This window comes from Shewanella sp. HN-41, assembly GCF_000217915.1.
GTDB lineage: Bacteria > Pseudomonadota > Gammaproteobacteria > Enterobacterales > Shewanellaceae > Shewanella.
Genome location: NZ_AFOZ01000023.1, coordinates 1 through 24,286, shown reverse-complemented (window position 1 = coordinate 24,286; position 24,286 = coordinate 1). Strand labels below are relative to the sequence as shown.

Genomic DNA, 24,286 nt, shown 5'->3' with positions numbered 1-24,286 from the left:
ATGACAATTAACGTATTAGTGGTTGACGACTCCGCGCTTATCCGCAGCTTGCTTGGCAAAATGATCGAAGCCGATCCCGAGTTGCACTTAGTGGGAATGGCCGCCGATGCTTATATGGCAAAGGACATGGTGAATCAATTTAGGCCCGATGTGATCACCTTAGATATCGAAATGCCTAAGGTCGATGGGCTCACTTTTCTCGACCGGTTGATGAAGGCCAGACCGACCGCGGTCGTGATGATTTCATCGTTAACCGAGCAGGGCGCTGATGCGACCTTTAATGCCTTAGCCTTAGGCGCGGTCGATTTTATTCCTAAGCCCAAACTCGATTCCCCCCAAGGTTTTAACGATTATCAAGAGTTAATCCTAGCTAAAATTAAGTCCGCGGCCCAGGCCAAGCTGATTAAAACGCAAAAACTGCCCAGAACGACTCACAGCGCTTCACCTGTTAAGGCGATACTGCCAAAAACGGTTGTAGATCAGCATCTCCTTGCCATTGGCGCATCGACCGGAGGAACCGAGGCCATATTGTACCTACTGCAACACTTACCCGCAGTCATGCCGCCAATCGTTATCACCCAACATATGCCGTCCGGATTTACGCTGAGTTTTGCCGAGCGTCTCAACAGGCTGACCCGGCTCAATGTAAAACAGGCCGAAGACGGTGAGCGCCTCTTGCCTTGCTACGTCTATATTGCGCCCGGCGATTATCACCTTGAAGTGGTAAAAGTGGGGAGAAGTTATAAGGTGAGACTCAACCAAAGCGATAAAGTGAGTGGCCATCGACCTTCGGTAGATGTGATGTTGGCTTCGCTAGCCCAGAATGACGCTTCTCAGGTTACGGCGGTGATTTTAACGGGTATGGGAAAAGATGGTGCCGATGGTATGACCCTGTTGCATCAGCAGGGTAGCACTACCTTCGCCCAGGGAGAACAGAGCTGTGTGGTGTTTGGTATGCCGCGGGAGGCGATAAAACGTGAAGCGATTGATCACATTGTAGAATTGCCACAAATGGCGGATAAACTGCTCAATTATCTCGCCACACTCTAATCTTATCTTAGACTTTAGGTTTGCTGTCGCCACCCACCAATCGATTACGACCGAGGCGTTTGGCCTCATAAAGATTTTTATCGGACAAGCGTAAACAGGCTTGAAATTCATCACATTCAGTCGAAAAAGCAATACCGCCGCTGAGAGTCACCTGAAACTCAACGCCTTCTTCCACAAATACGATATGGCTAATACTTTCGCGTATAGCATTGAGTTTTGCGATAGCCTGAGGGGCGGGGAGATCGGGCAACACTAACATAAACTCCTCACCACCATAGCGGCCCATAAAATCGGTTTGGCGCAGGGACTGCTGTAGCAAGTGCGCAAAGGCCAAAAGCACCTTATCGCCAGCGGAATGACCATAGGTATCATTAACCATTTTGAAGTGATCAAAATCGATCATAGCGAAGCAAACGGTAGCATTAGTCCGCTTAGCACGATTAAAACAACGGTGGGCGGCCACTAAAATTTGGGTATGATTTAACAGCCCAGTTAGGCTATCACGGCTGGCAGCACTGCGAATATCGTGTCCTCGCTGGGCGCGGGATATCACTTGGCTCACAAATAAACTCGGTGCAGTTTGCTTTGAAATTAAATCATCGGAACCGGCTTGTATAATGCTGACTTTGTTCTGCATAGTGTCGTCTGAGCTTAAAACTAAGATCGGGCTTGAGGTGTATTTATCCAATTGACGGATCATTTTTGCCAGCTCTAAGCCATTCACTTCGGGCATATATAAATCAAAAATAAACAGATCTGGTTCGAATTGTTCGAGGGTTGGTATCACTTGCTCGGCTCTGGTCATGCCTTTGACCATTAAGCCATGGCTGCGCAGTAAACTCGAAAAATAATCCACCATCGACTGCTGATCATCCACTAAAAGGATCTTAAGCGGCTGCTTTTCGGACATTTTTAAAGATTGATGAATTTTTCGAACCAACAAAGTGGTTTCAGCAGGCTTTACAAAATATTCACTCACATTGGCCCGTATGGCCAAAAGGCGCATATCAAAATCCCCGCGGGATGAGAGTACAAACACCCGAGTATTGTTTTGCTCAAATTCTTTTGCGGCTTTAAATAAGTCTTCTTCAGTGCAATCAGGCAGAATTAAATCCAATAAAATCAAATCAAAAGGAGCCGTGTTGTACGCATCAAGAAAGGTCGAAAAATTTAAAAAATACTGCACGTTAAAGCCAAATTCACTCAATTGCTTAGTGATCATCGCCCCCACATTTTGCTCATCCTCAATGATGGCAATACTGTGTTCATGGCGTAATTTGCTTGCCTTAACTGGCATCTGCTGTTTTTGAGCCTCCACCTCGGGCGCCACGGCTTGGCTATGCATATTGCCCTGCAATAACAGATGAAATTGACTATCTAACGCCTTAATCACAGAGAGTTTAGGCTCCGGTGCATCAAGTAAGTTTTTGAGCTGAAGTTCGAGTTTATCGACAATATGTTTAGTCTCCGTTAAGCCAAATGTCTCACAGGACCCCTTTAGATTATGCACCTCACGGTAAACCGCCGACAGCAGTTGTGCCTGCCAGTTTTTTCGCAATAAAATCCATAGGGATATGATTTGTTTCTTTTTATCAGGCAGAGCATGCAAAAACTGTCGTTTAAGTTGTTCTAGGGACTCTTCAAGACTCATAGGTAATTGCCACCATACTATGTCAAAAATTTGTACTATCGCCCAATAGTAGCGGGCACAAACGCTCACATTAGGCAGTATTAAGATGAGAGGGATCTAATTCTTACATCTGCTGATGTTGATAGAGTGTAAACCACTGCAAAGAAAAACGATGGGAAAATGCTGAGATTGCATAAGCATAGATAAGAATATTGGGTTGAATAGCCGAAATCTGCACCGTGATCGCGAACAGCATAATGCTAAATATTTTATGCAAAACAGCAGGATAATGATGACATGTATTTTTTATCAAATACGATTGTGATAAGTTAGCGTCTGTAAAAACAATCACTTGTTGCAAAAGGATCGTTGTCAGTGAGCACAGTGTTTTATAATGACCATGCCGAAATACTCGCGGCACAGTATTTGTCCAAAACCTTTGAAGAAGTGCATTCGAGTTGGTTGCATCATCTTTTGCCTCTACTCGCCCAAAATACACTGTCGATATTGGATGTGGGAGCAGGTTCTGGGCGAGATGTGCATTATTTAGCCGAAAAAGCACAAAGTAAAGTGACTCAAATTATTGCAGTCGAACCTGCGGTTGCTTTAGCGAAAATGGGGCAGGTGTTAACTCGGGATCTGCCTGTGCGTTGGATTGAAGATAGTTTACCTCAGCTTAAAAAAGTATTTGATCTAGCAGAACAATTTGATCTGATCTTACTCAGTGCAGTATGGATGCATTTATCTCCCTCAGAGCGCCCATTTGCACTTGCAACACTCTCACGCCTACTCAACTCAACAGGACTTTTAGTCATCAGTTTGCGCCATGGTCCAAGCCCCGATGCGCGCGTTATGCACCCAGTCAGTGCCGATGAACTACTCGCACTGGCTGCAGATTGTCAGCTACAACTTTTAGATTTGAGCCAAGATGAAACCGATAAACTCGGTCGCTCACAAGTGCATTGGCAGACGCTAGTTTTCACACCCAAACCGATGCCAAATGTAAATGCACCTGAAGCAAGCGTTATTATTCAGGAGCGACTGAATGCCGATTGATGCGAGAAGACAAGTTGAATTTATTAGCTATTTACAACGTCTGTTGGTTGAAGGCGATTTTGTGGCAACATACAAATTTGCCTTACTGCATGCGATCGCAGATGTCTGCATCGAACGGCCATTAATACTCAATGCAAATCCTGAACAGAAAACCCTAATCAGTATTGATGAGCTGGTAGAGAAGTTTATTGAACTCTACTGGCAACACTCTTTGCCTTTTGGTGCCAATGATGGGTATTTTGTCCTGCTCCAAAATAGTGGGAAGCAATCAGCCTTGATCAACAGTTTGATTGAACTACGCAATCAAGGCGTTAACAGTTTATCCCAGTTAAAAGCGCATATTAAGTATCCTGCTTTATTGAGTAAAACACGCGGTACGTTTAAAGATGGCCCCTTATGGCGCTTACAAAATTTGTCACGTAATGAGGAATGTTTCCTTTATCCCCATGATAAAACGAAAAATTACATCGAGTTGAATTCGGGCATCGCATTTTGCTTCAGGCGATTTCACGATTTAGTGGTGTCATTAGCACGTACTCAATGGGTACAAAAAATCGCCGAGTTTCCAGCAAATCAGATCGTTATAGGCAATAAAGGCAGTTTAAGTGAGTTTCTATTTGGCAGTGACCGACAGATGATCACTCACGCCCGACCCGTACTGCTTGATATCCAAAAGGGCCAATGCTTCTATTGCCATAAGTCATTAAAAGAAACTGGCGAAGTGGATCACTTTATTCCTTGGGCACGATATCCTAATGATTTAGGGCATAATTTTGTTCTCGCTCATAGCAGTTGTAATAACAATAAAAGCGATCATCTTGCCGCCCAGCACCATAAAGATAACTGGTATGAGCAAAATATTATCCAGCATGGTGAAACGTTACATTCTGAGCTCAGCCGATATTTTGTCTGTGAGAGTGAACGCTCCGAAGCCATTACAACTTGGGCTTATCAGCTTGCAGGACAAAATCGCTCGCCTCTCTGGCTCGATAAAAAGACCTTTGTGCCTTTTAATGCGATAGATAATGACCTGTCGAATACAGCAATTTAGAGATTGAGGAAAACGGGCGATGGATAGCCGATTCAAGCGTAGTTTTTTGATGTTGTTCATCATGGCGATTTTAGCGCTACTGATTGATCACTATCATGGTCGTTGGTTTCGTGTTGAGTTTTCCCAAGTATTTGCTGGGCTAACTCAGCCGTTACAGCAATTTTGTATAAAACAGAATTGGCAATGGTGTTCAGCGAGTTCTATGCCATTAATGACTCGGGTTAATGAGCTGCCTAATATTAATCAGCAAGTAGATGAATATCATGGTGAAGATCAGTACCTAGGTTGTGATTTGTTGACTGTGCAAGAAGGACGCATTGCACAACAAAAAGTGGGTGGTGTTTATACTTGGGTTGATGATAATGGCATAACTCATTTTTCTGATGTAAATCATGCATCTGCTGAGAGTGAGTTAACTCAATATACTGAACCTAAATACAATTTCGAATTACATATTGATTCCTTAATCAGTAATCCTCCGCCATTTTTTAGGGACCGATTGACCAGCACTATCAATCAAATCGATCACATTTATCGTCAATATTTGCCTAAGCGCACTCTACAGCCTATCAAGGTTAACTTGATGCTTGCAGGCAATTTAACTGCGTACAATAAACTTAAAAGACAGTACGCATCCACGGTAGGTGCGAGCCAAGGATTCTATTCAAGTCAGCATAATTTGGCTGCAGTGTGGCACAGAGAAGATGCTCAAGCGTTTCGTACTGCAATTCACGAAAGCGTTCATGTCATTAATGCGGGTCAATTTGGTCATACACCGCGTTGGCTTAATGAAGGCATGGCTGAATATTTTGAATCGCCCGCTTTTCTAGAAACGATTGATACAAATAATCGCTATGATGCCATCATTCAAAACAATGCCAGCCGAAGTCGCGCATACCGTGTCGTTAACGAATCTATTCCTTTATCAATGGGATTGAGTGAACTATTAACGGCTTCAGACCATGATTGGCAGGGGCAAAAACAAGCTGCGTTATACCAGCATGCTCACAGTTTTATGGCTTTCCTCTTTAGCACTCGCCAAGGTCGAGTGACCTTAAAGCAACTTTTGCAGCAATTGAGTAAGCAACGCTGCCAAGCTAAAACGATTGATGAACTATTTACACGTTATCCAGGTGGCATCAAGCAATTGAATCATGATTGGAAAGTGTGGCGTTGAGCCCGAATTCAACTCCGAAGTGTGACACTCGATAATTAAGCAGCTAATTGGTAAAACATCACCATTGACTGCTGACTCAATCCAATCATAAGTCTGGTTTTTGTCACTTTGGCCGTCAAAGAATAGTACCAATGTTGGTCAAGATTCGGTGCGATATGTGGAAAGCGATTTTTTGTTATTTGTCGTGCTAGCTCTGGTGAACAAAACCCATAAGTAAGGGTAACAGGCCCGAATTTTTCAACTATCGGATCGAGGATGTTCGTTGCCAATAAACTTAGCGATACCCATGATTCTACTTGCTTAGGTTCAATAAATAGCAAGTGTCGCTTAGCTGTTGTCCCACATTCGATAAGGTCACGGTAGCTAAAGTGGTGGCTTGCTTTTTGGTCCAAAGATGGGCTAATCAATGCATTTCCTACCCTATTGAATATTATCGAATAGTCTACCTAGGTAAAACTTGTTGTATATCCTAACCTAATACACTGTAAATTCTTTTATAGATGGAGAGAGTATTATGGCTGACAAAACAGGGACGGTTCGATTACATCGCGTTCTACGCGCTCCTGCTGCACGAGTGTATCGTGCTTTTACGGATAAAAGTGCGCTTGAGCGCTGGTTGCCACCCTATGGATTTGTGGGAACGATACACGAGTTCGATGCTAAGGTTGGCGGTGGCTATCGAATGTCATTTACAAACTTTAGTAATGGGGGCAGTCACTCCTTTCGAGTAACATTTACTGAGCTTGTCCCCGGTGAGCGTATCCGCCAAACGGATCAGTTCGATGATCATCATCTTCCCGGCGAAATGCTCGTTGCTATCGACCTAAAAACCGTGAGTTGTGGCACGAGTCTCAATATTGTGCAGGAAGGCATCCCCTCTGTGATCCCAGAGGAGATGTGTTACTTAGGTTGGCAGGAATCACTCGAGCAGCTGGCGCGACTGGTTGAGCCAGAGATCCCTAACTAATTAATAGGATCGGGGTTAACGGACTGAAAACCATGTCAAAATATCATATAGGTAGCACGGAAGATGAATTTGAGCCGGGGGCGAATAATACCGTTTTACTTAACAAACTGAAGTTAACTAACCATGAAGAGATGGCTGAAGTAGAGACTCAGTTATTACTAAAACTCTATGAATTTGTATTTCAATCTGATGCTGTTGAAAGTGAATCTCTTTCGGTTGCGAGGATTATTGAATGGCATCGTAAATGGCTGGGCAATGTGTATTATTGGGCTGGTGAGCTACGTACCGTGAATATGGGGAAAGGTGGTTTCGAATTTGCGGCAGCGGCTCAAATTCCTAAATTACTTCTTCAGTTTGAATCAAAATATTTATCTAATTTCAAAAGGTTAAATTTGTTTTCGCGACAAGAGATTGTAGGTTATTTAGCTGAAAGTCATGTTGAATTTATCCTCATCCATCCTTTCAGAGAAGGAAACGGCCGTTTATCACGTTTATTACTCGATGTCATGGCCGTTAAGGCTGGGTTTGGTCCTCTAGACTATCAACTATGGGAGCAGCATAAGGATTTCTATTTTAAATCAATTCAAGCGGGGTTGGCTGGGGATTATCAGTATATTGGTCGTTTAGTTGAGGATGTACTGATTGAAAAACGGGATAAGAAAGATTTTTAAGCCAACGTCAAATGGCTAAAACGACTTTTGGACGCCTTCAATTTCGCTTCGATCTCGGCCGTGGATTTACCCGTCTCAATTGCGGTTGAACTGGCTACCGCACGATAGATACGACTCTTACTCACTTTTGCTGTATTTGTTTTTGTTGTCATGGGACCACCTCAAATAAGTGCATGAATTATAGCACTCTAGCCCATGAATAAATAGCCGTTAGCCGATTAATATATCGACAACAACTCGCCGCCGCCCTCTAAAATACCGATCTTAAAGATCCATAATTGGCCACACTAAAAAGCCGCCATTATGACTAATGACGGCTCTTATGTTGATGGGGGTTCGGACTCAAGACGATAATTGAATCGTGCCCTAGATGTTTAGCATGTGATTATTATCTACCGCTACCTTTTTTCGCATCGAGCTCGGCCTGCGCTTGGGCTTGACTTGCAAGGTATTCATCGAAGGTGCCTTGGAAGTTAACCAGCTTTCTCTCTTTAATATCAATGATCCGCGTTGCCAATGATGAGACAAACTCGCGGTCGTGGCTGACGAATATTAAGGTGCCTTCAAAGTCTTTAAGCGCATTGTTTAACGCTTCAATGGCTTCCATATCCATATGGTTGGTAGGTTCGTCCATAATGATGACGTTAATGTCTTGCATCATTAACTTACCGAAGATTAAGCGGTTTTTCTCTCCGCCAGAACAATTACGGGCTTTTTTGTTGGCGTCATCTTCGGTAAACAGCAGGCGGCCGAGCATGGCTCGTACCATCAGGTCGTTATGCTTAGGTTGGCGCCATTGGTCCATCCATTCCATGATAGTGAGATCGTTATCAAAATCTGAGGTGCTGTCCTGTGGGCAATAACCGATAGAGGCATTTTCGGACCACTTAATCACGCCTTGGTTATGGATAAGTTCATTCACTAAGCAGCGCAGTAGGGTGGTTTTACCTACGCCGTTTTCACCGATAATCGCCAGTTTAGCACCCGCTTCGAGAATTAAATCGCCGCCTTGGAAGAGCAGATCACCGTCAAAACCGTGGCCAAGATTTTCAAGGATCAAGGCTTGGCGATGCATTTTTTTGCCTGCGGCAAAACGAATGGAGGGTGTGATTCGGCTCGATGATTTCACTTCATCTAGCTTAATTTTATCCATGCGTTTGGCCCGTGAACTGGCTTGCTTGGCCTTAGAGGCATTAGCACCAAAACGGTTAACGAAGTCCTGCAACTCTTCAATCTCGGCACTCTTTTTAGCGTTACCCGCCAATAGCTGTTCACGCAGCAGGGAGGATTGGGCTAAAAAGTATTCGTAGTTGCCAGGGTAAATGCGCAGCTCGCCGTAATCAATATCCGCCATATGGGTACAGACGGCATTGAGAAAATGCCGATCGTGGGAGATGATGATCATGGTGCATTTGCGTTTGTTTAACTCGGTTTCGAGCCAACTGATGGTGTGGATGTCCAAGTTGTTGGTCGGCTCGTCGAGTAACAAAATATCAGGGTTAGCAAACAGGGCTTGGGCTAATAACACCCGCAGTTTCCAGCCCGGCGCCACCTGGGACATAGGGCCATAATGGAAGGATTCTTCAATGCCCGCTTCGATAAGGATTTCACCTGCGCGGCTTTCGGCGCTGTAGCCGTCCATCTCGGCAAATTCACTTTCAAGCTCACCAACTCGCATGCCATCTTCTTCGGACATATCGGCTTTGGCGTAAATAGCATCGCGCTCTTGTTTGACTTTCCACAGCTGAACATCGCCCATGATCACCGCATCGATCACTGAGTATTGCTCAAAGGCAAATTGATCTTGGCTTAAGGTTCCGACCTTTAATCCCGGGGTGATGGACACATTGCCAGATGTGGGGGCGAGTGTGCCGCTTAGGATTTTCATAAAGGTGGATTTGCCGCAGCCATTGGCGCCGATCAAACCGTAGCGATTGCCGTTGCCAAATTTTGCCGAGATGTTTTCAAACAAGGGCTCGGGGCCGAATTGCATTGTGATATTTGCGGTAGAGATCAAAAGGAGCGTTCCTAGGTTGGGTAAAAAGGTAAAGGCTGCAAGCAATATACGGGCTTAAGACAACAACAGTATGACTAAGCGCAAAGCTAAGCGAATAAGGCCGCGGAGTATACCGATTAACCACGTAAGATGCGAGCAGACAAACGCCTAAATAGCGGATCCTAAGCATGCGACCTCGCAGGATATTCCACTTAGACGTGCCATTTCGACTATCCATCAAGCCAAACTATGGTATGTGAATGACTATTCACACAGATGAATTTCAGTTAGAAATTATACGGGGGTTATAGTTTTATTTTTGCATATTTATGAATAACTACTCAGTTTGCCAACAGTGTAGAGCAATAATATGAGCGTTTGCTGCTATTGAGGGGACGGTCTCGGTATTTTACGGTGAACACTGCTAACCTATATGAATGTTGGGCGCAGGTGTTTTACTCGGTATGCGAATGAAAAAAGAATCCCTTGAATCGATTTATCCATTTTTAACCGACGCGCTACGCTTGAGCCAAAATGGCCTTGCTGTATTGGATAAAAATAATCATTTTATCTTTTATAACAATACCTTTGCTAATATGTTTGGCTTTCATGATCAAGATATGGTTGGACGTCATTTTGACGATATGATGCGGTTGGCCTTTATCCGTAAACAAGGGCCGAATATTGAACGCGATACGGTTGAAGAATGGCTTGAGTATATTCATACACATCAACGGCAAGTGAATTTTAGGCGCTTTGAAGTCGATCTGGTCGATGGACGTTGGTTACAGCTGTCGGAGCAGGTGTATCACAATGGAGATATGACGATTGTCTGCGTCGACATCACCCAACTTAAACAGGTTGAATTTGCCTTAAGGGACGCACAAACAGAGTTGAAGCGGTTAGCGCTGACCGACGAATTGACGGGTATTGCCAATCGACGGCATTTTTTTCAGCAATTAGAGCATGAAATCAAACGATTGGCGCAATTAAAACAGCCTCTTTGCCTTGCGATGCTGGATATAGATTATTTCAAACGGGTCAACGATCACTATGGTCATCTAGTGGGCGATAGGGTGTTACAGCACTTTACAGCATTGGTTGCTGCACATCTTCGTCCCTATGATATTTTTGGCCGTTTAGGGGGCGAAGAGTTTGCGATCCTGTTGCCCGATATTAGGGTTGCCGAGGCAAAAGTGCTTATCGAACGTCTAATGCAAAAACTGGCTGAGGCGGATTTGTCCCATATCGCGCCGGATTGTCATTATCAATTTTCGGCAGGGTTAAGCACGTTAATGCCTATGCCATTACAAGAAGGCTCTGAGCCTAGGCTCAACGGGGCTACTGAGAGTCAAAATCCCCCAATGGATCGAGAAAGCCTGTGTCGCTCGGATGCGGAAAAGCTGGTGGCTGAGGCGGATAAAGCACTGTACAACGCCAAAAATACTGGACGAAATCGGCTGGTGAGCTGGGAAGATATTGAATGAGTACCCCCTAGGCGTCGCCCTAAGTGTTGACCATAGCAGTATGGATTACGTTTTGTTCAACACACTTTTCGCTTAATATACTCGGCTAACTTCCATTGCGCTTCGCCTCTTAATTGAAGGGATACAGTGTTAATCCACCAGCAATATATTCGCCAGGGGCCCGATTATCGCTTCGGTGAGCAAGTGACATTTCTCGATATCAAACAAACATTTGGTTTTAGTCATGTGCGCGTGGGTCGCTGGGTGACGCGGGAAGAGTCCCGTATTGCAGCTAATTTAGTGTTTGATTCCCTTGCCGATCTCGCTTTTATCCTCAATTTACCGCCTCTGACCTTAGGGTTGAGGCAGAGCTTAAGCCTCGCCTTTGGTCATGGGGGACAAAAGGGCGTTCAGGCCCATTATGCGCCAGCTTCGCGGGAGTTAGCGTTAGCGAAAAATGCGGGAGCAGGCGCCTTAGCCCATGAGTTTTGGCATGCGTTTGATCATTATGTCGCCGATAAAGCGTTTTTGCCCCAAGCTAAGGGGTTTCAATGCGCCAGTGATCTTTGGCTTAGCGATACGTCGATGGTTGAACATCCACTGAATCAGCGGTTATCTGAGATTTTTAGGGTAACACTGCTGAGTCCGGAGAGTGCCGAACCAAGTGATTATGTTCGCCAAGCGATTGCGTTAGATAAACGTTATGCTACCCAGTATTTTTCACGGCCAACCGAAATGATGGCCAGAGCCTTTGAGGCTTGTATTGAGTCCTATCAGGATATTGCCAATCCCTACCTTGTCTCTGGTACGCGTATTTCAGCCTTGGCAAGGGAGGGGGCCTACCCAGACGAACATCATCGGAAGACGATTTTTTCAGCCTTGATCAATTACTTTGAACCCTTGGGGATAGCGCTAGGGAAATGACTGCGAGCCTGCGACTTGCTGACAGTAAGCTAATTGATGCCGAATGATATCTAAATACTGTGAAGCCTCATAATCCATTAGAAACCAATAGCTTGGTTTAGTCTCCGGCATGTGATTAAAAAATAAGGATTCATAGTCTGTTAAGTTGACCTGTTGAGCATAATACTGCCAAGTGCGGGTGGACGTTTGTGATAGGGCCACTAGAGAGTTCAGTTGCTCATGTCTGGCTTGGAGACTGGGTTTCGCGTCCACAGGTTTTTGCCGTAGAACATCCAATAAGAGAAAGGGATTATCATTGCCTACGGTGTTGGATGCCTGAAGATCTACAGGTAATAGGGGAAATTCATCCCAGACTAATCGATGCGAAAACAGGGCTTTTGCCAGTCTTCTTTCCCCTAACCAGTTATGCACCATGCAGGGGAGATGGTGAGCCGCGGTCAGCTCTTCCGCCCGTTGAAGGCTCGGGAGTAAGGACATACGCTGTACTGTCACTGTGTTGGCGAGTTGTACCATCAAGGCAATCGTGGTGAGCCCAGATGAAGGCCAGCAACCCAGCGTTGGGGTAAGTTCCGTTGCGATTTGGGTTAAGGCTCGCGCGAGTAAAGGGCCCCGTTCATGTCCATGTACCACGAAGGCATACTGGGAGTCAGCAAAACCACCATTGGCAATATTGATCAGTTGCGAAGCGTTAAACTGTGTTTGAGTTAAGTTAGCCTGTGCTTGCTGATATTGAGTTCCATTGAAGACAAATGTGGCTCCAGCAGCGGCGGGCTGCCAGACACCGGACGCATTACCTATGATAGTGACTTGCTCAAAGTGAATTTGTGCCGTGAGTTCAGCCAGATCTATCCTAGGTTGTGGCTTAGATAAGTGGTTGAGCATATGTGTATGCGACTGATGCTGTTCGATTTTTGGCATAAATTATCAAATATACTATTGCTTAGGCAGCACCTTGGGCATACAGAGTGGGCACTATAGCTGTGCGTGGTGCCCTATTGTAATAGATATGCTGTTGTTGCTAAAGGCGTTATATGTTCATCGTTTCCCATCATTGTTTTTGTGAACTGGATTGTAATTGAAAACAATTCTCAATGTGGCGTATTGATAACAATTCGCATTACATTTACACTCGCTGGATTATAAAAGCGTTGGGAAAATCACAGATGGCAAAGGTGAGCAATCGATTTTGGTTTATGTTGCACGGTTGGGTATCACTGCCTATCTGGTTACTATTCTGTTTTATCTGCTTAACGGGCACTGTTGCCGTAGTAAGCCATGAGTTGACCTGGCTCACCAATCCAGCCGCCCGCGCGCTTAATCCTGACGAGCTACCCGCAAAGCCCGTTGATGAATTAATGCTGGTGGTGAAAAAGGCATATCCCAATGCACAGGTGATGGGGGCGATGACCTTTGAGCCTTACTTGGTCAATGCGATTACTTTTACCGATGTCGATAAACCTTACGCTATCGCCTATGTGAATCAATACACGGGGGAGATCCAGCAAATCAATGAAGGCCTCACTTTTATTGGCTTTATGCGTTCCCTGCACGGTTGGTTATTATTCCCTTGGCAGGGGGGCTATAGCCTAGGTTATTACCTAGTGAGCGCCATGTCGCTGTTTATGTTGGCTTCACTCGTGACGGGGTTAGTGGTTTACAAACGCTTCTGGGGCAGTTTTTTTGCACCCAAACTGCGACTCACGCAGGGGAAAAAGACCCTACTCGCCGATTTGCATAAGTTGTCGGGTGTGTGGTCCATCTGGTTTATTGCCATTATGAGCGCGACGGGATTATGGTACTTAGTCCAAGCGATTTTTTGGCATGCCGATATTGATATAGAACCCCATGCCCCCTTGATTGCACAGGAGCAGCTTCCGCTACAGAGGGAAGGTGATATACAACAGCCAGAACTAAAAATGAACTTTGCCGATGCACTTCAGCTTGCGAAGACACGCTTCCCCGATTTTCAACCCAGCTATGTGATGTTGCCTGAACATAATCGAGATATGTATCACTTGAGTGGCAGTGGCGATCATATTTTTTATGATCAATATTCCTATAATCTCAGCATCAATCCATGGACGGGTGAAATTGCCAGCGCCTCATCGCCAGCAACAATGACGGGTATGCAAACCTTAGCGCACATTGCCGATCCACTGCATTACGGTACCTTAGGTGGCATTTGGACTAAATTTATTTGGTTTTTCTTTGGGCTAGTGCTTTCTGGCATGTCGATTACCGGTTTTATGATGTGGGGATTACGCCATGTCCGCGCCTTTAAACAGGCCGAAACTAAAGACTTGGCCGCAGATATGTTAGGGGAGGCTCGCTAATGGCATCATCGGTATTTTGGTTAAAGCATAAATATAAACTCAGCGGTTTGATTTTGATTTTACCCTTAGTGTTTCTCTATCAATCGCTAAACCCAAGCTTTCCGCCAGCCTGGCCGAGCCAGCAACTCGGTGAGTTTAAAATCGCGCCTATGCCCTTAGATTTAAAGGCGCCCTATAAACACCATGATGATTACGTTAAAGATTTTATGTTTATCTTTGAAGAAGGGAATGTGGCCCATATTCGTCAAGCTTATGCCAATATCGGCCCCGAGGCCTTGCCATTAGAAGCCCTGCAAAAAGGCGAAAATGGGGTTTTACATGGCAGTAAACATGGTCAGCATGTGCATGCAATCACGGCCGCTAAGTTAGCGGCAACGGACAGCCTATGGGTGTCTATTCAAAATTGGCAGGGTGAATGGTTAGTGAGCCAGTGGCCCGTCCACGAGGCTGTATTAGTCCAATAAAGTCTTATCGTAGTGACAATATAACCCTCAGGTGCTGACCGTACCTGAGGGTTATTTTTATGCTTCATGCGCATAAAGAGCTACCTACTGTCAGTGATTTATTGCAATAGATAGCGGCCGCGTGATTAAAAATGGCCGTATTAAATGGGTTAAGAATCGGTAGAATGTACATCACTAATAATGCAGGATAGCTCTTATTCACCATGGATAATCTTAAAAAGGAATTGGGATGGAATTTACTAAAGCAGAACTGTCGTTAATTGCCGCCGCGAAACAAAAAGTACAATGGGCACAGCGGGTGCGTGTGGGCGTGATTATTTTGCTTATCTTAGGCACGCTCTCGTTGCTTGCAGGCATTTGGAGTCACCCGTATGCCATTTATATCGCTTTTGCGCTGGTGGTCTTTGCAGTAGCGTTGCCACAGTTTGGCCAAGGACCCAAATACGAGGAATTGCTTGAGCTATTGCAGCACAAAGCCGCTCAGCAAAATGGCTCTTCAACACAGTAATATTGAATAACAAAAGGGCTTTTAGCGATATCCAGCATGAAAGCCCTTAACCAAATGTCTTTAACAAAACGCCGTTAATGAAAGCCTCGTTGCTCCCTTACTCTTCTGGATAGACCTTCTCTTTAAACTCGCATAAATCTTCAATAATGCAGCTGCCGCAGCGCGGTTTGCGGGCAAGACAGGTATAGCGGCCATGCAGAATAAACCAGTGGTGCACATCGACCTTAAACTCTGAGGGAACGACCTTTAACATACGTTCTTCCACTTCGACCACATTTTTGCCGGGGGCAAACTTAGTGCGATTGGCGAGGCGAAAAATATGGGTATCCACGGCGATGGTCGGCCAACCAAAGGCGGTATTAAGTACCACATTGGCGGTTTTACGGCCCACACCGGGAAGGGATTCGAGGGCTTCTCTATCCTCTGGGACTTCACCGTTGTATTTTTCTATTAAGATCTCGCAGGCTTTGATCACATTGACGGCCTTATTGTTATAAAGGCCAATGGTCTTGATATATTCCTTTAATCCTTCAACGCCTAAGGCATGAATGCTGTGGGCCGTATTGGCCACCGGAAACAATTTATCCGTCGCCTTATTCACGCTCACATCGGTCGCCTGCGCCGACAACGTCACAGCCACTAATAATTCAAAGGGGCTAGAGAAATTCAGCTCGGTTTCGGGTTTGGGATTGTTTTCACGAAGGCGAGTGAGGATTTGGATGCGTTTTTCTTGATTCATGGGATTCCTGCGCTGTGTGGGCCGTCATTTTGCGGTTTAATCCCACTTTTTATTGTGCAATGGGCGCTAGGGTATTTAGCGCCCATTTATCCACCTGTTAACCGACCTTAGTGATCCGCGCCCGTGTCACACTCGGCTGCACCGCCGCCTCAGGCTGACGCTCTTTGAGCTTTTTATCGATCACATTTTTAAGGGCGATAAGCAGGCCCATCACGATAAAGGCACCCGGCGGCAACATAGCGAGTAAGAAGGGGGTATCCACTTGCCATACGTGCATGGTTAAAGACTTAGCCCAAGGGCCAAGCAGTTGATCGGCGCCATCAAACAGTGTGCCTTGGCCTAATATTTCCCGCGTTGCACCCAGTACCGCCAATACTAAGGTGAAACCCAGCCCCATCATCAGGCCATCGAAGGCGGCGCTAAAGGCGTTATTGCGTGAAGCAAACGCCTCGGCACGGCCAATGATAATGCAGTTTGTCACAATCAAAGGCAAAAAGATCCCTAGGGATAAGTACAGGCCATAGGCATAGGCATTGATCAGCAGTTGCACTGTGGTCACTAGGGCGGCAATGATCATCACAAATACTGGGATACGAATTTCCTTGGGCACATAATCGCGCACCAGTGAGACTAAAATATTCGAGCCAACCAGCACTAGCATAGTGGCTACCCCGAGTCCAAGGGCGTTGGTGAGTGTGGCTGTGACGGCCAGTAACGGACATAAACCTAATAGCTGCACTAGGCCAGGGTTATTCTTCCACAGTCCTTGCCAAGCAATATCACGATAATTACTCATGGTTGGCCTCACAATTCAGTGGTTGGCTGAAAATCTGCGTTTGATTTTGGTTAAAATACCATAGCGCACGCTTGACCGCTTTGACATAGGCGCGTGGGGTAATAGTGGCGCCGGTAAATTGATCAAAATCGCCACCGTCTTTTTGCACTTGCCATTGTTTATCATCTTCAGACTTAAGCACTTTTCCCACAAATTTGGTGACCCAATCGGATTTACGTAACTCGATCTTATCACCCAGTCCTGGGGTTTCTTGGTGGGCAAGTGTGCGTACGCCTAATACTTCACCTTGAGCATTAATACCCACAATCAGCTTGATATTGCCGTTATAGCCATCCGGTGCTATGGCTTCCATGGCGATAGCAACGGGTTTGCCGCTGTGGGTGGCGATATAGGCTGGCATAGGCTCGTCGGTGCCTAGGGCCTCTTTATCCTGTAGCAGAGTGCACTGCGTCGTCAGTTCATTATCGTGTATCGCATCGGGGATCAATTGGTGCAACACCCGCATCAATTCCTGTTGCTCTTGCTGTTTTATTTGATCAAAGGTTTGTTGATTGACAACGGCGACGAGGCCAGTGCAGATCAAGGCAAACAGTGCCAATAAAAAACCATTTTTAATCATCGGATTGTTCAATATTCTTTCCTTAAGCTTGTTTCTCTTGCCCGCAGAATGACCCTTAACCTACAGAGTGACCATAGGTACGAGGACGCACATAGTAGTCGATAAAGGGGGCGCACAGGTTCGCGAGCAGCACGGCGAAGGCGAAGGCGTCAGGGTAACCGCCCTTGATGCGGATGATATAGACCAATACCCCAATCAAGGCACCGAAAATAAGGCGTCCACGAGGACTGGTTGCCGCGGTAACGGGATCGGTTGCAATAAAGAATGCCGCTAACATGGTCGCACCGGAAAACAGGTGGAATAGGGGATTAGCTTGAGTGTCTGGGGACAGCAAAAAGCCAACACTCGATGCCACAAACAGCCCTAACAATACGCCCGTGCTGATATGCCAGCGGATGGCCTTAAGTTTAAGCAATACGAGGCCGCCGGCGAGATAGGCTAAATTTACCCAGAACCAACCCACGCCTGTGCTGCCATCAAAAATGGCCTTGCTCATACTTTCAGTGCTAGTTAATCCCATGGATAAATCGGTTTTTAGGGTATCGAGTGGTGTCGCCATACTGATGCCATCGATCCCTAAACGGAATTGATCCATATTCACATGGCCGCCAATATTGAAGATAAGTTGTAGGCTATCAAGCAGGCTCGGTGAATGCAGTGCTATGGTACTCGGTGCTACCCAAGTGGTCATTTGTACGGGAAAAGAGACTAACAGCAACACATACGCCGCCATGGCGGGGTTGAACAGGTTATGACCTAAACCGCCGTAGAGATGTTTGACTATGACGATGGCAAAGGCTGTCCCCAACACTATCATCCACCAAGGTGCCAGCGGTGGGATGGCGACACCAATTAAGATCGCGGTCAGCATGGCGCTATTGTCGCCAAGACTGGCTTTGATGCTGCGATGACGCAGTTTCATTACCGCAGCCTCGCAACTTAGGGCCACCAGTATCGCTAGCAGCACTTGAACGAGTGTGCCCCAACCAAAAAAGGCGCATTGCACCACAAGGCCCGGGAGTAAACATAAAATCACCCTTTGCATGACAGTAGAGGTATGCAAATTGCGGGTAACATGGGGTGATGAGGCTATTTTAAACGCCATCCTGATTCCTTTTTATCAATTCTTCAGTGGTTCTCATGCTATTCACTAACACTGGTATCGCTCTCTGTCTGGGCGGCTTTTTTCGCCTTTGCCTTGGCAACGGCCGCCGCTATCTTGGCTTTTTTTATCGCCTCGGCGTCTTGAGCCTGTAACTCTGCATTGCCTTCGGCCACAGTTTGAGCCGCGGATCCGGGCTCAACGGGTGCATTGTTGACTGTGTTATCCGTGTCTGTCACGGCAAGTGTTGAGTCCGCCTGCGCCGCTTTTTTGCCTTAGCGCGAGCGACGGCTGCCGCAACTCTGGCTTTTTTATCATCCTCAGGGCTCTGTAAGACTGTGGTTGACTCGTGCTCGATGGCAGGAGTGTCCGCTGCTTGAGTTGTTATCGCTTGAGGCTCAGATGTTTGAACCTCAGATACATGGGTCTCTGGCGCCTGATCCGCGGTTGCTATTTCATTTTGCTGTGCGGCTTTCTTGGCTTTTGCACGGGCAACGGCTGCCGCGATTTTATCCTTTTGTGACAAAGGCGCTGCACTGTTGAGCTCGACTGCGGGGTCAGTGGCGTCACTGGTTCGAACCGAACGGGTATCAACCGCATCGGCCTGTGCGGCCTTTTTCGCCTTAGCGCGGGCAATGGCTGCGGCAACGGCGGCTTTTTCTTTCGGCACGTCATCGACCACGGCTGCAGTTGCGATTGCAGTGTCAGTGGGTGTTTGCGCCGCAGCGGCTTTTTTCGCGGCGATACGTGCCATAGCCTCGGCGACGGCATTTTTATCTGTGCCTGTCATGGTGGCTTGTCGACGCTCTGCGGCTTCTTTGGCTTTAGCTTCGCGGGCGAGTTTTTCTTCCTCTAGGCGATGTAAGCGTGCTTCGAAGCGGTGTTTAGCTCGTTCAGCCTGTTGCTTCTCATCGGCGGCTTGTTTCAGGGCAGATTTTGCAATGCGGTAGTATTCCACCAAGGGAATATCACTCGGGCACACATAGCTACAACAACCGCATTCAATACAATCCTTTAAATTGTAACTAGCGGCTTTGTCATATTCTTCGGCCTTGGCATGCCAAAAGAGTTGTTGTGGTAGTAACAGTGCAGGGCAGACATTGGCGCATTCACCGCAGCGAATGCAGGCTTTTTCTTCTGGCGTCGCCCCAATTTCTTGGCTGCTGGGCACAAGAATGCAGTTAGTGCCCTTTAAAATGGGCACTTGGATTGTCGGCAGTGCATGGCCCATCATAGGACCACCAATAATCACTTTCTGCTGGGCTTCGGCTTTAAATTCGCTTTGGGCCAGAACATGCTCAACGGGTGTACCAATGGGCAACCAATAGTTGCCGGGTTTGCCGACATTTTGCCCTGTGACTGTAACCACACGTTCAATGAGTGGTTTACCTTGGGTCACGGCTTGGTGAATCGCAAAGGCGGTTCCCACGTTATGCACTACGATCCCAAGCTTGGCGGGGATCGAACCCGAGGGGACTTCACGACCCGTGATGATTTGAATCAGCTGTTTTTCACCGCCAGAGGGATACTTGGTTGGGATCACTGTCACCCGGGTACTGCCTGCAGGTAGGGTGGATTGACTTACCGCCTGTTGCATCGCGTTTATGGCTTCGGGTTTATTGTCCTCGATGGCGATTACGATGCGTTTGGGTGTCAATAGCCGATGAATTATACCAATGCCCGCCAAAATATTTTGGCTGTATTCACGCATTAAGCGATCATCGGCACTGATATAGGGCTCACACTCGACGCCGTTGATGATCACTAAATCAATTTCACTGACGGGGTTGAGCTTGATATGGCTAGGGAAGGCCGCGCCGCCCATGCCCGCAATCCCCGCACCGTGGATTTTAGCAATCAGTTCTTGATTGCTCAGCCCATCGACTGAGCCAGGCGTCAGTTCACACCAACTGTCCTCACCATCTGCAGCAATGACACAGGTATTCACCGGCAGTGCAGAGGCATGGTTACTGGCTCTGGGCTCAATGGCAACCACAGTGCCTGAGGTGGGCGCATGTACGGGCAAATGCCAAATAGAAGTACCTTGGGTTAACGGCATCCCCTTTAATACTTTATCGCCGACCTTCACCGCAAGGGTGCAGTTTTCGCCGACCTGTGGCACAGGGACTAAATACTCCTGTGCTAACGGCAACTTACCTATCGGGGTAGTATTGGAGAGGAATTTGACTTCGGGTGGGTGAATACCGCCTGGTGAGCGCCAAAGGGTTCCTTTATCTAATTGATCTAATAAAGTTAGCACCGCTTATCCTCTTCTAACATCGTCTCTTGGGGCTGGGTTTCTTGGATAAGAGTCACAGGAATGGCATTTAAACGCCAGTTCCAATTCTTAAGATTCTGGGTCACAGGGATCATATCAATACAATCGACGGGACAAGGTTCAACGCAGAGATCGCAGCCTGTGCAGTCGGCTGTCAGCACGGTATGCATGAGCTTTCCGGCACCGATAATGGCATCTACGGGACAGGCCTGGATACATTTAGTGCAGCCAATACATTCATCTTCGCGGATGTAGGCCACTTTTTTAACTTGGGATTGCGCTTCGGCATTAAGCGGCTCTGGATCGACCCCCATCAAGCTGGCCAGTTTTTCCATGGTCGCAGTGCCGCCCGGAGGGCATTTATTGATCTTATCACCGTTGGCAATGGCTTCAGCGTAGGGACGACAGCCGGGATAACCACATTGGCCGCATTGGGTCTGTGGCAAAATGGCTTCTAACTCATCGACAATGGGATTGCCCTCAACCTTAAATTTAAGGGCGGCAAAACCGAGTAACACCCCAAAGACCAAAGCCAATAGGGTCAACAATATGACTGCAATTACAATTGTGGACATCTTACTTAACCAATCCTGTAAATCCCATAAAGGCTAGCGACATTAGGCCCGCGGTGATCATAGCAATGGCGCCGCCCTTAAAGGGTAAGGGCACATCCGCGGCGGCTAATCGTTCACGCATAGCCGAGAAGAGAATAAGCACTAAAGAGAAGCCCACCGCCGCACCAAAACCGTATATAGCGGATTGAATAAAATCGTGTTTTTCGTTCACATTAAGCAGGGCAACCCCCAATACCGCGCAGTTTGTTGTGATAAGCGGCAAATAAATACCGAGTGCACGGTGCAGGGTTGCACTGGTTTTTTGTACGACCATTTCAGTAAATTGCACGACAACGGCAATCACTAAAATAAAACTCATAGTGCGTAAATAGCTCAGATCAAAGGGGAGTAATAGGTATTGATTCACGAGGTAACTGAGTATCGAGGCTAAGGTCAACACAAAGGTGGTTGCCATAGACATACCAATCGCGGACTCCAATTTACTGGAGACCCCCATGAAAGGACATAAACCTAAGAATTTCACTAAAACGAAATTGTTGACCAGTACAGTGCTGATCAACAACAGGAGATATTCACTCATCTCAATACTTATCTAAACGGATCTTGGCCGTATTATCGACTTTTCCGTTTGTATAAACAACATATAGAATGCAGGGTTAACCATCTTTACTGTAAATATTGGCGATGAATTAACCGAGTGTTCGATTAAACTTGATCGCTAATAGTCAACGCTTGGGGCTGGGCAATATAATAGCCCTGTAGTCCATCGACTAAGAGTTTTTCGAGGGTTAATTTTTCCTCCTGCCGCTCGACACTGGTCGCGATGACGCGAATGCCAATACGCCTAGCCACATCCACCATCATACGCACGAAAAATTTATTATTGCTATCTTCATCAATGGCGGTGGAATAGCTGCCATCGAGCTTAATGTAGTCTGGGCGCACCTCGTTGAAGAACTTGAAGGAGGTAAAGCTCATGCCAAAACGTTCGATGGAGACCCTAGAGCCAACACTGTGTACTTCACGGACAAACTTGAAACTGGCACCTAAATTTGCCTGCATACCCGACTCGTTGATCTCAAATACCAAACGTGAAGCGATAGATTTATGCTTACCTAAAATATCTTTTAGCCAGCTAACAAAGAGTTCTTGATGGGCTGAATACGCACTTATATTGATGCCGAAATTACCGCTGATGGTGGGGTTTTCCTTAAGCATTTTTAATGTGCTAATCACCACTAATTTATCTAATTCCGTACTCAAACCGTGACGTTCGGCCATGGCAATGACAGTGGTGGTCGGTAAAAATTTGCCATCACTATTATAGAAACGGGCCAGCAGCTCGCGGTAAACATCAACATCGTTGCGACAGGGTTGGATCGGTTGTTGATAGAATTTCAGGGCTTGGCGAGTGATGAGATCATGGATCGCCAGTTTCCAACGGTCATCGCCAAACTGTTCATCACCATTGAGTTTTTCTTGAATATGATAGCTATTGGGCCCCAAGGTCTGGGCAATACTCACCGCGGTATCGGCAAGGGTGAGTAGGGTAACGGGATTGGCCCCTTGCTGATAGGGAACTAAGCCTGTGTGCGCCGTGGACTCGGTCTTGATGATCTGCTGGTATTCATCGAGAAAAATCTTGAGTTGTTCTAAAAATTTAGGCCCATCCTTAATCACAACATCGGGAATAAATACGGCAAAATCGGCGCTCGAAACGCGAAAACATTCGGCATTTGGGTATTTCGAACAGGCCTTACGAATACAATTAGCCACGTTAGATAAATAATCATCGCCTGCGGTGCGCCCCTGCAACTGATTAACATGGGCGAGTTCAGTAGCCTTTACCATCGCTAGCAGACCCAATTGAGGCACGTTGGGTCGACTAATGCTCTCTAATTTACTGGTGAAAGGTGCTCGACTGCCAAAACCCGTAATAGGATCCTGATATGCGGCCCTGTGTAGTTTGTCGTTTTCCTGGGTGAGCTTATCCAATTGCGTTTTAAGTTGAGTGCGGCACTCTTCTAACGCCACCTTTAGCGGACTCATCTCACCATCAAGCTTGGATGCGGCAATGGCGGAAAAACTCATATCTGGAAGATGGGTAATGTATTGGGCGGCATAACCAATAGTGGCTTTCAGCCTTGCCATTAATACCATAAAGATGACGAGTAATATCAAATAAGTGACAAGAAGCATTAGCCCCCATTTCTCTGTATTACTAATGGCCTCTTCGATGGCTTGATTGGCGTTGAGTTTGACCTGTAAGCGGCCCGTCGCTATTTTTTGAGTATGGGCTAAGTTAAGGGGAAATAAGCCTGCAAGTGGATGGCTATCCTTCGCCGTGAGGCTGCCCTCGGTATGATTAAGCTCGCCATCGGTATCATCCACATATTGAAAAAATTGGAACCGATAGTCACTCGATAGTTGTTGATACAGTTCGGCGCCATTACCTTGCCATTGGGCAAAACCATCAAGGTATTTTTTGAAGCCATCGAGTTCTTGCTGTTGCTGGATTTGTAATTGGTTATTTTGGCCCTGATAAACCCAGCCAAATAGCGCCAAAAAGATCAGTAATAAAAAGATGGGATATGATTTTGACATGGCCATAAAAAATCCACTCTCAACTTATGCGAGTACAAAGACAGCAGAGCCTATGCAATGTGACTACGCTATCTGTGTGATGATACTCAGAATTTTGGTTAATAAATTGATATCAGTGTAACTGTATTTGATTTAAAACAGAAATTAAAAAGAGAATGTCGAGTGCCAAAAAATGGGATGAAATAGGAGACTATCTGAAAGATTGGCTCCCCTGACTGGACTTGAACCAGTGACATACGGATTAACAGTCCGCCGTTCTACCGACTGAACTACAGGGGAT

General features: G+C 46.3%; 25 protein-coding genes and 1 tRNA gene. 11 read left to right on the top strand and 15 right to left on the bottom strand.

Annotated features, from left to right (window positions below):
- Positions 1-1,050, top strand: a complete 1,050-nt coding sequence (locus tag SOHN41_RS08965; protein ID WP_007648009.1) for a protein-glutamate methylesterase/protein-glutamine glutaminase — start codon at positions 1-3, stop codon at positions 1,048-1,050.
- A gap of 7 nt (positions 1,051-1,057) precedes the next feature.
- On the opposite strand, the gene SOHN41_RS08960 is transcribed toward SOHN41_RS08965, so the two are convergent.
- Positions 1,058-2,701: a diguanylate cyclase gene (locus tag SOHN41_RS08960; protein WP_007648008.1), complete on the bottom strand. Its 1,644-nt coding sequence runs from the start codon at positions 2,699-2,701 to the stop codon at positions 1,058-1,060.
- 354 nt (positions 2,702-3,055) lie between these two features.
- Between SOHN41_RS08960 and SOHN41_RS08955 the strand changes: the two genes are divergently transcribed.
- Genes SOHN41_RS08955 through SOHN41_RS08945 form a run of 3 tightly spaced genes read left to right on the top strand, consistent with a single transcriptional unit; the run spans position 3,056 to position 5,964 of the window.
- Positions 3,056-3,736, top strand: a complete 681-nt coding sequence (locus SOHN41_RS08955; RefSeq protein ID WP_007648005.1) for a class I SAM-dependent methyltransferase — start codon at positions 3,056-3,058, stop codon at positions 3,734-3,736.
- Complete coding sequence (locus SOHN41_RS08950) at positions 3,726-4,787, top strand: HNH endonuclease (RefSeq protein WP_007648003.1); 1,062 nt, start codon at positions 3,726-3,728, stop codon at positions 4,785-4,787. The genes SOHN41_RS08955 and SOHN41_RS08950 overlap by 11 nt, the downstream gene beginning before the upstream one ends.
- A gap of 19 nt (positions 4,788-4,806) precedes the next feature.
- Complete coding sequence (locus SOHN41_RS08945; protein ID WP_007648001.1) at positions 4,807-5,964, top strand: DUF1570 domain-containing protein; 1,158 nt, start codon at positions 4,807-4,809, stop codon at positions 5,962-5,964.
- A 35-nt stretch (positions 5,965-5,999) separates the two neighbouring features.
- Here SOHN41_RS08945 and SOHN41_RS08940 read toward each other — a convergent pair whose 3' ends face one another.
- Positions 6,000-6,371, bottom strand: coding sequence for a hypothetical protein (locus tag SOHN41_RS08940; RefSeq protein ID WP_050801832.1), 372 nt, complete (start codon positions 6,369-6,371; stop codon positions 6,000-6,002).
- Positions 6,372-6,478: 107 nt separating this feature from the next.
- Between SOHN41_RS08940 and SOHN41_RS08935 the strand changes: the two genes are divergently transcribed.
- Together SOHN41_RS08935 and SOHN41_RS08930 are read left to right on the top strand one after the other, a co-directional pair.
- The gene (locus SOHN41_RS08935) at positions 6,479-6,931 is read left to right on the top strand and encodes an SRPBCC family protein (protein WP_007647999.1); all 453 of its coding nucleotides are present in this window, start codon (positions 6,479-6,481) and stop codon (positions 6,929-6,931) included.
- A gap of 32 nt (positions 6,932-6,963) precedes the next feature.
- Positions 6,964-7,602: a Fic/DOC family protein gene (locus tag SOHN41_RS08930; RefSeq protein ID WP_007647996.1), complete on the top strand. Its 639-nt coding sequence runs from the start codon at positions 6,964-6,966 to the stop codon at positions 7,600-7,602.
- On the opposite strand, the gene SOHN41_RS20195 is transcribed toward SOHN41_RS08930, so the two are convergent.
- Both SOHN41_RS20195 and SOHN41_RS08925 read right to left on the bottom strand, forming a co-directional pair.
- Positions 7,599-7,754, bottom strand: coding sequence for a hypothetical protein (locus SOHN41_RS20195; RefSeq protein ID WP_007647994.1), 156 nt, complete (start codon positions 7,752-7,754; stop codon positions 7,599-7,601). The genes SOHN41_RS08930 and SOHN41_RS20195 overlap by 4 nt on opposite strands.
- Positions 7,755-7,990: 236 nt before the next feature.
- The gene (locus tag SOHN41_RS08925) at positions 7,991-9,619 is read right to left on the bottom strand and encodes an ABC-F family ATPase (RefSeq protein WP_007647992.1); all 1,629 of its coding nucleotides are present in this window, start codon (positions 9,617-9,619) and stop codon (positions 7,991-7,993) included.
- Positions 9,620-10,068: 449 nt separating this feature from the next.
- On the opposite strand from SOHN41_RS08925, the gene SOHN41_RS08920 reads away from it, so the two are divergent.
- Entirely contained in the window at positions 10,069-11,085 is a 1,017-nt protein-coding gene (locus SOHN41_RS08920; protein WP_037458618.1) for a GGDEF domain-containing protein, read from the top strand.
- Between the two features lie 126 nt (positions 11,086-11,211).
- Positions 11,212-11,988, top strand: a complete 777-nt coding sequence (locus SOHN41_RS08915) for a CLCA_X family protein (protein WP_007647989.1) — start codon at positions 11,212-11,214, stop codon at positions 11,986-11,988.
- Here the strand turns inward: SOHN41_RS08915 and SOHN41_RS08910 are convergent.
- On the bottom strand, positions 11,977-12,906 hold the full coding sequence (locus tag SOHN41_RS08910) for a hypothetical protein (protein WP_007647986.1): 930 nt from the start codon (positions 12,904-12,906) through the stop codon (positions 11,977-11,979). The genes SOHN41_RS08915 and SOHN41_RS08910 overlap by 12 nt on opposite strands.
- 245 nt (positions 12,907-13,151) lie before the next feature.
- On the opposite strand from SOHN41_RS08910, the gene SOHN41_RS08905 reads away from it, so the two are divergent.
- The 3 genes from SOHN41_RS08905 (at position 13,152) to SOHN41_RS08895 (ending at position 15,293) form a co-directional block, all read left to right on the top strand.
- A complete protein-coding gene (locus tag SOHN41_RS08905; RefSeq protein ID WP_007647985.1) occupies positions 13,152-14,321 on the top strand; it encodes a PepSY-associated TM helix domain-containing protein in 1,170 nt (389 codons plus the stop codon).
- On the top strand, positions 14,321-14,785 hold the full coding sequence (locus SOHN41_RS08900) for a hypothetical protein (protein WP_007647984.1): 465 nt from the start codon (positions 14,321-14,323) through the stop codon (positions 14,783-14,785). The genes SOHN41_RS08905 and SOHN41_RS08900 overlap by 1 nt, the downstream gene beginning before the upstream one ends.
- Positions 14,786-15,014: 229 nt before the next feature.
- The gene (locus SOHN41_RS08895; protein WP_007647982.1) at positions 15,015-15,293 is read left to right on the top strand and encodes a hypothetical protein; all 279 of its coding nucleotides are present in this window, start codon (positions 15,015-15,017) and stop codon (positions 15,291-15,293) included.
- Positions 15,294-15,390: 97 nt separating this feature from the next.
- Here SOHN41_RS08895 and nth read toward each other — a convergent pair whose 3' ends face one another.
- The 10 genes from nth to SOHN41_RS08845 all read right to left on the bottom strand — a co-directional run bounded on the left by nth (position 15,391) and on the right by SOHN41_RS08845 (position 24,285).
- Positions 15,391-16,032 (bottom strand): endonuclease III, encoded by a 642-nt coding sequence (gene nth / locus SOHN41_RS08890; RefSeq protein ID WP_007647981.1) that lies wholly within the window; start codon positions 16,030-16,032, stop codon positions 15,391-15,393.
- Between the two features lie 97 nt (positions 16,033-16,129).
- The gene (locus tag SOHN41_RS08885) at positions 16,130-16,828 is read right to left on the bottom strand and encodes an electron transport complex subunit E (RefSeq protein ID WP_007647980.1); all 699 of its coding nucleotides are present in this window, start codon (positions 16,826-16,828) and stop codon (positions 16,130-16,132) included.
- Positions 16,821-17,459 carry an electron transport complex subunit RsxG gene (gene rsxG / locus SOHN41_RS08880; protein WP_007647978.1) on the bottom strand — a complete coding sequence of 213 codons (639 nt, stop codon included), beginning with the start codon at positions 17,457-17,459 and terminating at the stop codon, positions 16,821-16,823. Before rsxG ends, SOHN41_RS08885 begins: the two co-directional genes overlap by 8 nt.
- Before the next feature lie 43 nt (positions 17,460-17,502).
- The gene (rsxD, locus tag SOHN41_RS08875; RefSeq protein ID WP_007647976.1) at positions 17,503-18,552 is read right to left on the bottom strand and encodes an electron transport complex subunit RsxD; all 1,050 of its coding nucleotides are present in this window, start codon (positions 18,550-18,552) and stop codon (positions 17,503-17,505) included.
- Between the two features lie 38 nt (positions 18,553-18,590).
- Complete coding sequence (locus SOHN41_RS20625) at positions 18,591-18,788, bottom strand: hypothetical protein (RefSeq protein ID WP_037458578.1); 198 nt, start codon at positions 18,786-18,788, stop codon at positions 18,591-18,593.
- Positions 18,785-20,809 carry an electron transport complex subunit RsxC gene (gene rsxC, locus SOHN41_RS08865; RefSeq protein WP_007647973.1) on the bottom strand — a complete coding sequence of 675 codons (2,025 nt, stop codon included), beginning with the start codon at positions 20,807-20,809 and terminating at the stop codon, positions 18,785-18,787. Before rsxC ends, SOHN41_RS20625 begins: the two co-directional genes overlap by 4 nt.
- Positions 20,803-21,402: an electron transport complex subunit RsxB gene (rsxB, locus tag SOHN41_RS08860; RefSeq protein ID WP_007647972.1), complete on the bottom strand. Its 600-nt coding sequence runs from the start codon at positions 21,400-21,402 to the stop codon at positions 20,803-20,805. Before rsxB ends, rsxC begins: the two co-directional genes overlap by 7 nt.
- A 1-nt stretch (position 21,403) precedes the next feature.
- The gene (gene rsxA, locus SOHN41_RS08855) at positions 21,404-21,982 is read right to left on the bottom strand and encodes an electron transport complex subunit RsxA (protein ID WP_037458575.1); all 579 of its coding nucleotides are present in this window, start codon (positions 21,980-21,982) and stop codon (positions 21,404-21,406) included.
- Between the two features lie 125 nt (positions 21,983-22,107).
- On the bottom strand, positions 22,108-24,012 hold the full coding sequence (locus tag SOHN41_RS08850; RefSeq protein ID WP_007647963.1) for an EAL domain-containing protein: 1,905 nt from the start codon (positions 24,010-24,012) through the stop codon (positions 22,108-22,110).
- Between the two features lie 197 nt (positions 24,013-24,209).
- Positions 24,210-24,285 (bottom strand) — tRNA-Asn (locus SOHN41_RS08845).
- Position 24,286: the final 1 nt, after the last annotated feature.

Coding starts and splice junctions, on each gene's coding strand:
- SOHN41_RS08910 (WP_007647986.1), bottom strand. CDS start 12,906: ATGCCAAAAATCGAACAGCATCAGTCGCATACACATATGCTCAACCAC.
- nth (WP_007647981.1), bottom strand. CDS start 16,032: ATGAATCAAGAAAAACGCATCCAAATCCTCACTCGCCTTCGTGAAAAC.
- SOHN41_RS08885 (WP_007647980.1), bottom strand. CDS start 16,828: ATGAGTAATTATCGTGATATTGCTTGGCAAGGACTGTGGAAGAATAAC.
- SOHN41_RS08930 (WP_007647996.1), top strand. CDS start 6,964: ATGTCAAAATATCATATAGGTAGCACGGAAGATGAATTTGAGCCGGGG.
- SOHN41_RS08960 (WP_007648008.1), bottom strand. CDS start 2,701: ATGAGTCTTGAAGAGTCCCTAGAACAACTTAAACGACAGTTTTTGCAT.
- SOHN41_RS20195 (WP_007647994.1), bottom strand. CDS start 7,754: ATGACAACAAAAACAAATACAGCAAAAGTGAGTAAGAGTCGTATCTAT.
- rsxA (WP_037458575.1), bottom strand. CDS start 21,982: ATGAGTGAATATCTCCTGTTGTTGATCAGCACTGTACTGGTCAACAAT.
- rsxB (WP_007647972.1), bottom strand. CDS start 21,402: ATGTCCACAATTGTAATTGCAGTCATATTGTTGACCCTATTGGCTTTG.
- SOHN41_RS08905 (WP_007647985.1), top strand. CDS start 13,152: ATGGCAAAGGTGAGCAATCGATTTTGGTTTATGTTGCACGGTTGGGTA.
- SOHN41_RS08850 (WP_007647963.1), bottom strand. CDS start 24,012: ATGGCCATGTCAAAATCATATCCCATCTTTTTATTACTGATCTTTTTG.
- SOHN41_RS08920 (WP_037458618.1), top strand. CDS start 10,069: ATGAAAAAAGAATCCCTTGAATCGATTTATCCATTTTTAACCGACGCG.
- SOHN41_RS08935 (WP_007647999.1), top strand. CDS start 6,479: ATGGCTGACAAAACAGGGACGGTTCGATTACATCGCGTTCTACGCGCT.
- SOHN41_RS08895 (WP_007647982.1), top strand. CDS start 15,015: ATGGAATTTACTAAAGCAGAACTGTCGTTAATTGCCGCCGCGAAACAA.
- rsxD (WP_007647976.1), bottom strand. CDS start 18,552: ATGGCGTTTAAAATAGCCTCATCACCCCATGTTACCCGCAATTTGCAT.
- SOHN41_RS08900 (WP_007647984.1), top strand. CDS start 14,321: ATGGCATCATCGGTATTTTGGTTAAAGCATAAATATAAACTCAGCGGT.
- SOHN41_RS08950 (WP_007648003.1), top strand. CDS start 3,726: ATGCCGATTGATGCGAGAAGACAAGTTGAATTTATTAGCTATTTACAA.
- SOHN41_RS08965 (WP_007648009.1), top strand. CDS start 1: ATGACAATTAACGTATTAGTGGTTGACGACTCCGCGCTTATCCGCAGC.
- SOHN41_RS08945 (WP_007648001.1), top strand. CDS start 4,807: ATGGATAGCCGATTCAAGCGTAGTTTTTTGATGTTGTTCATCATGGCG.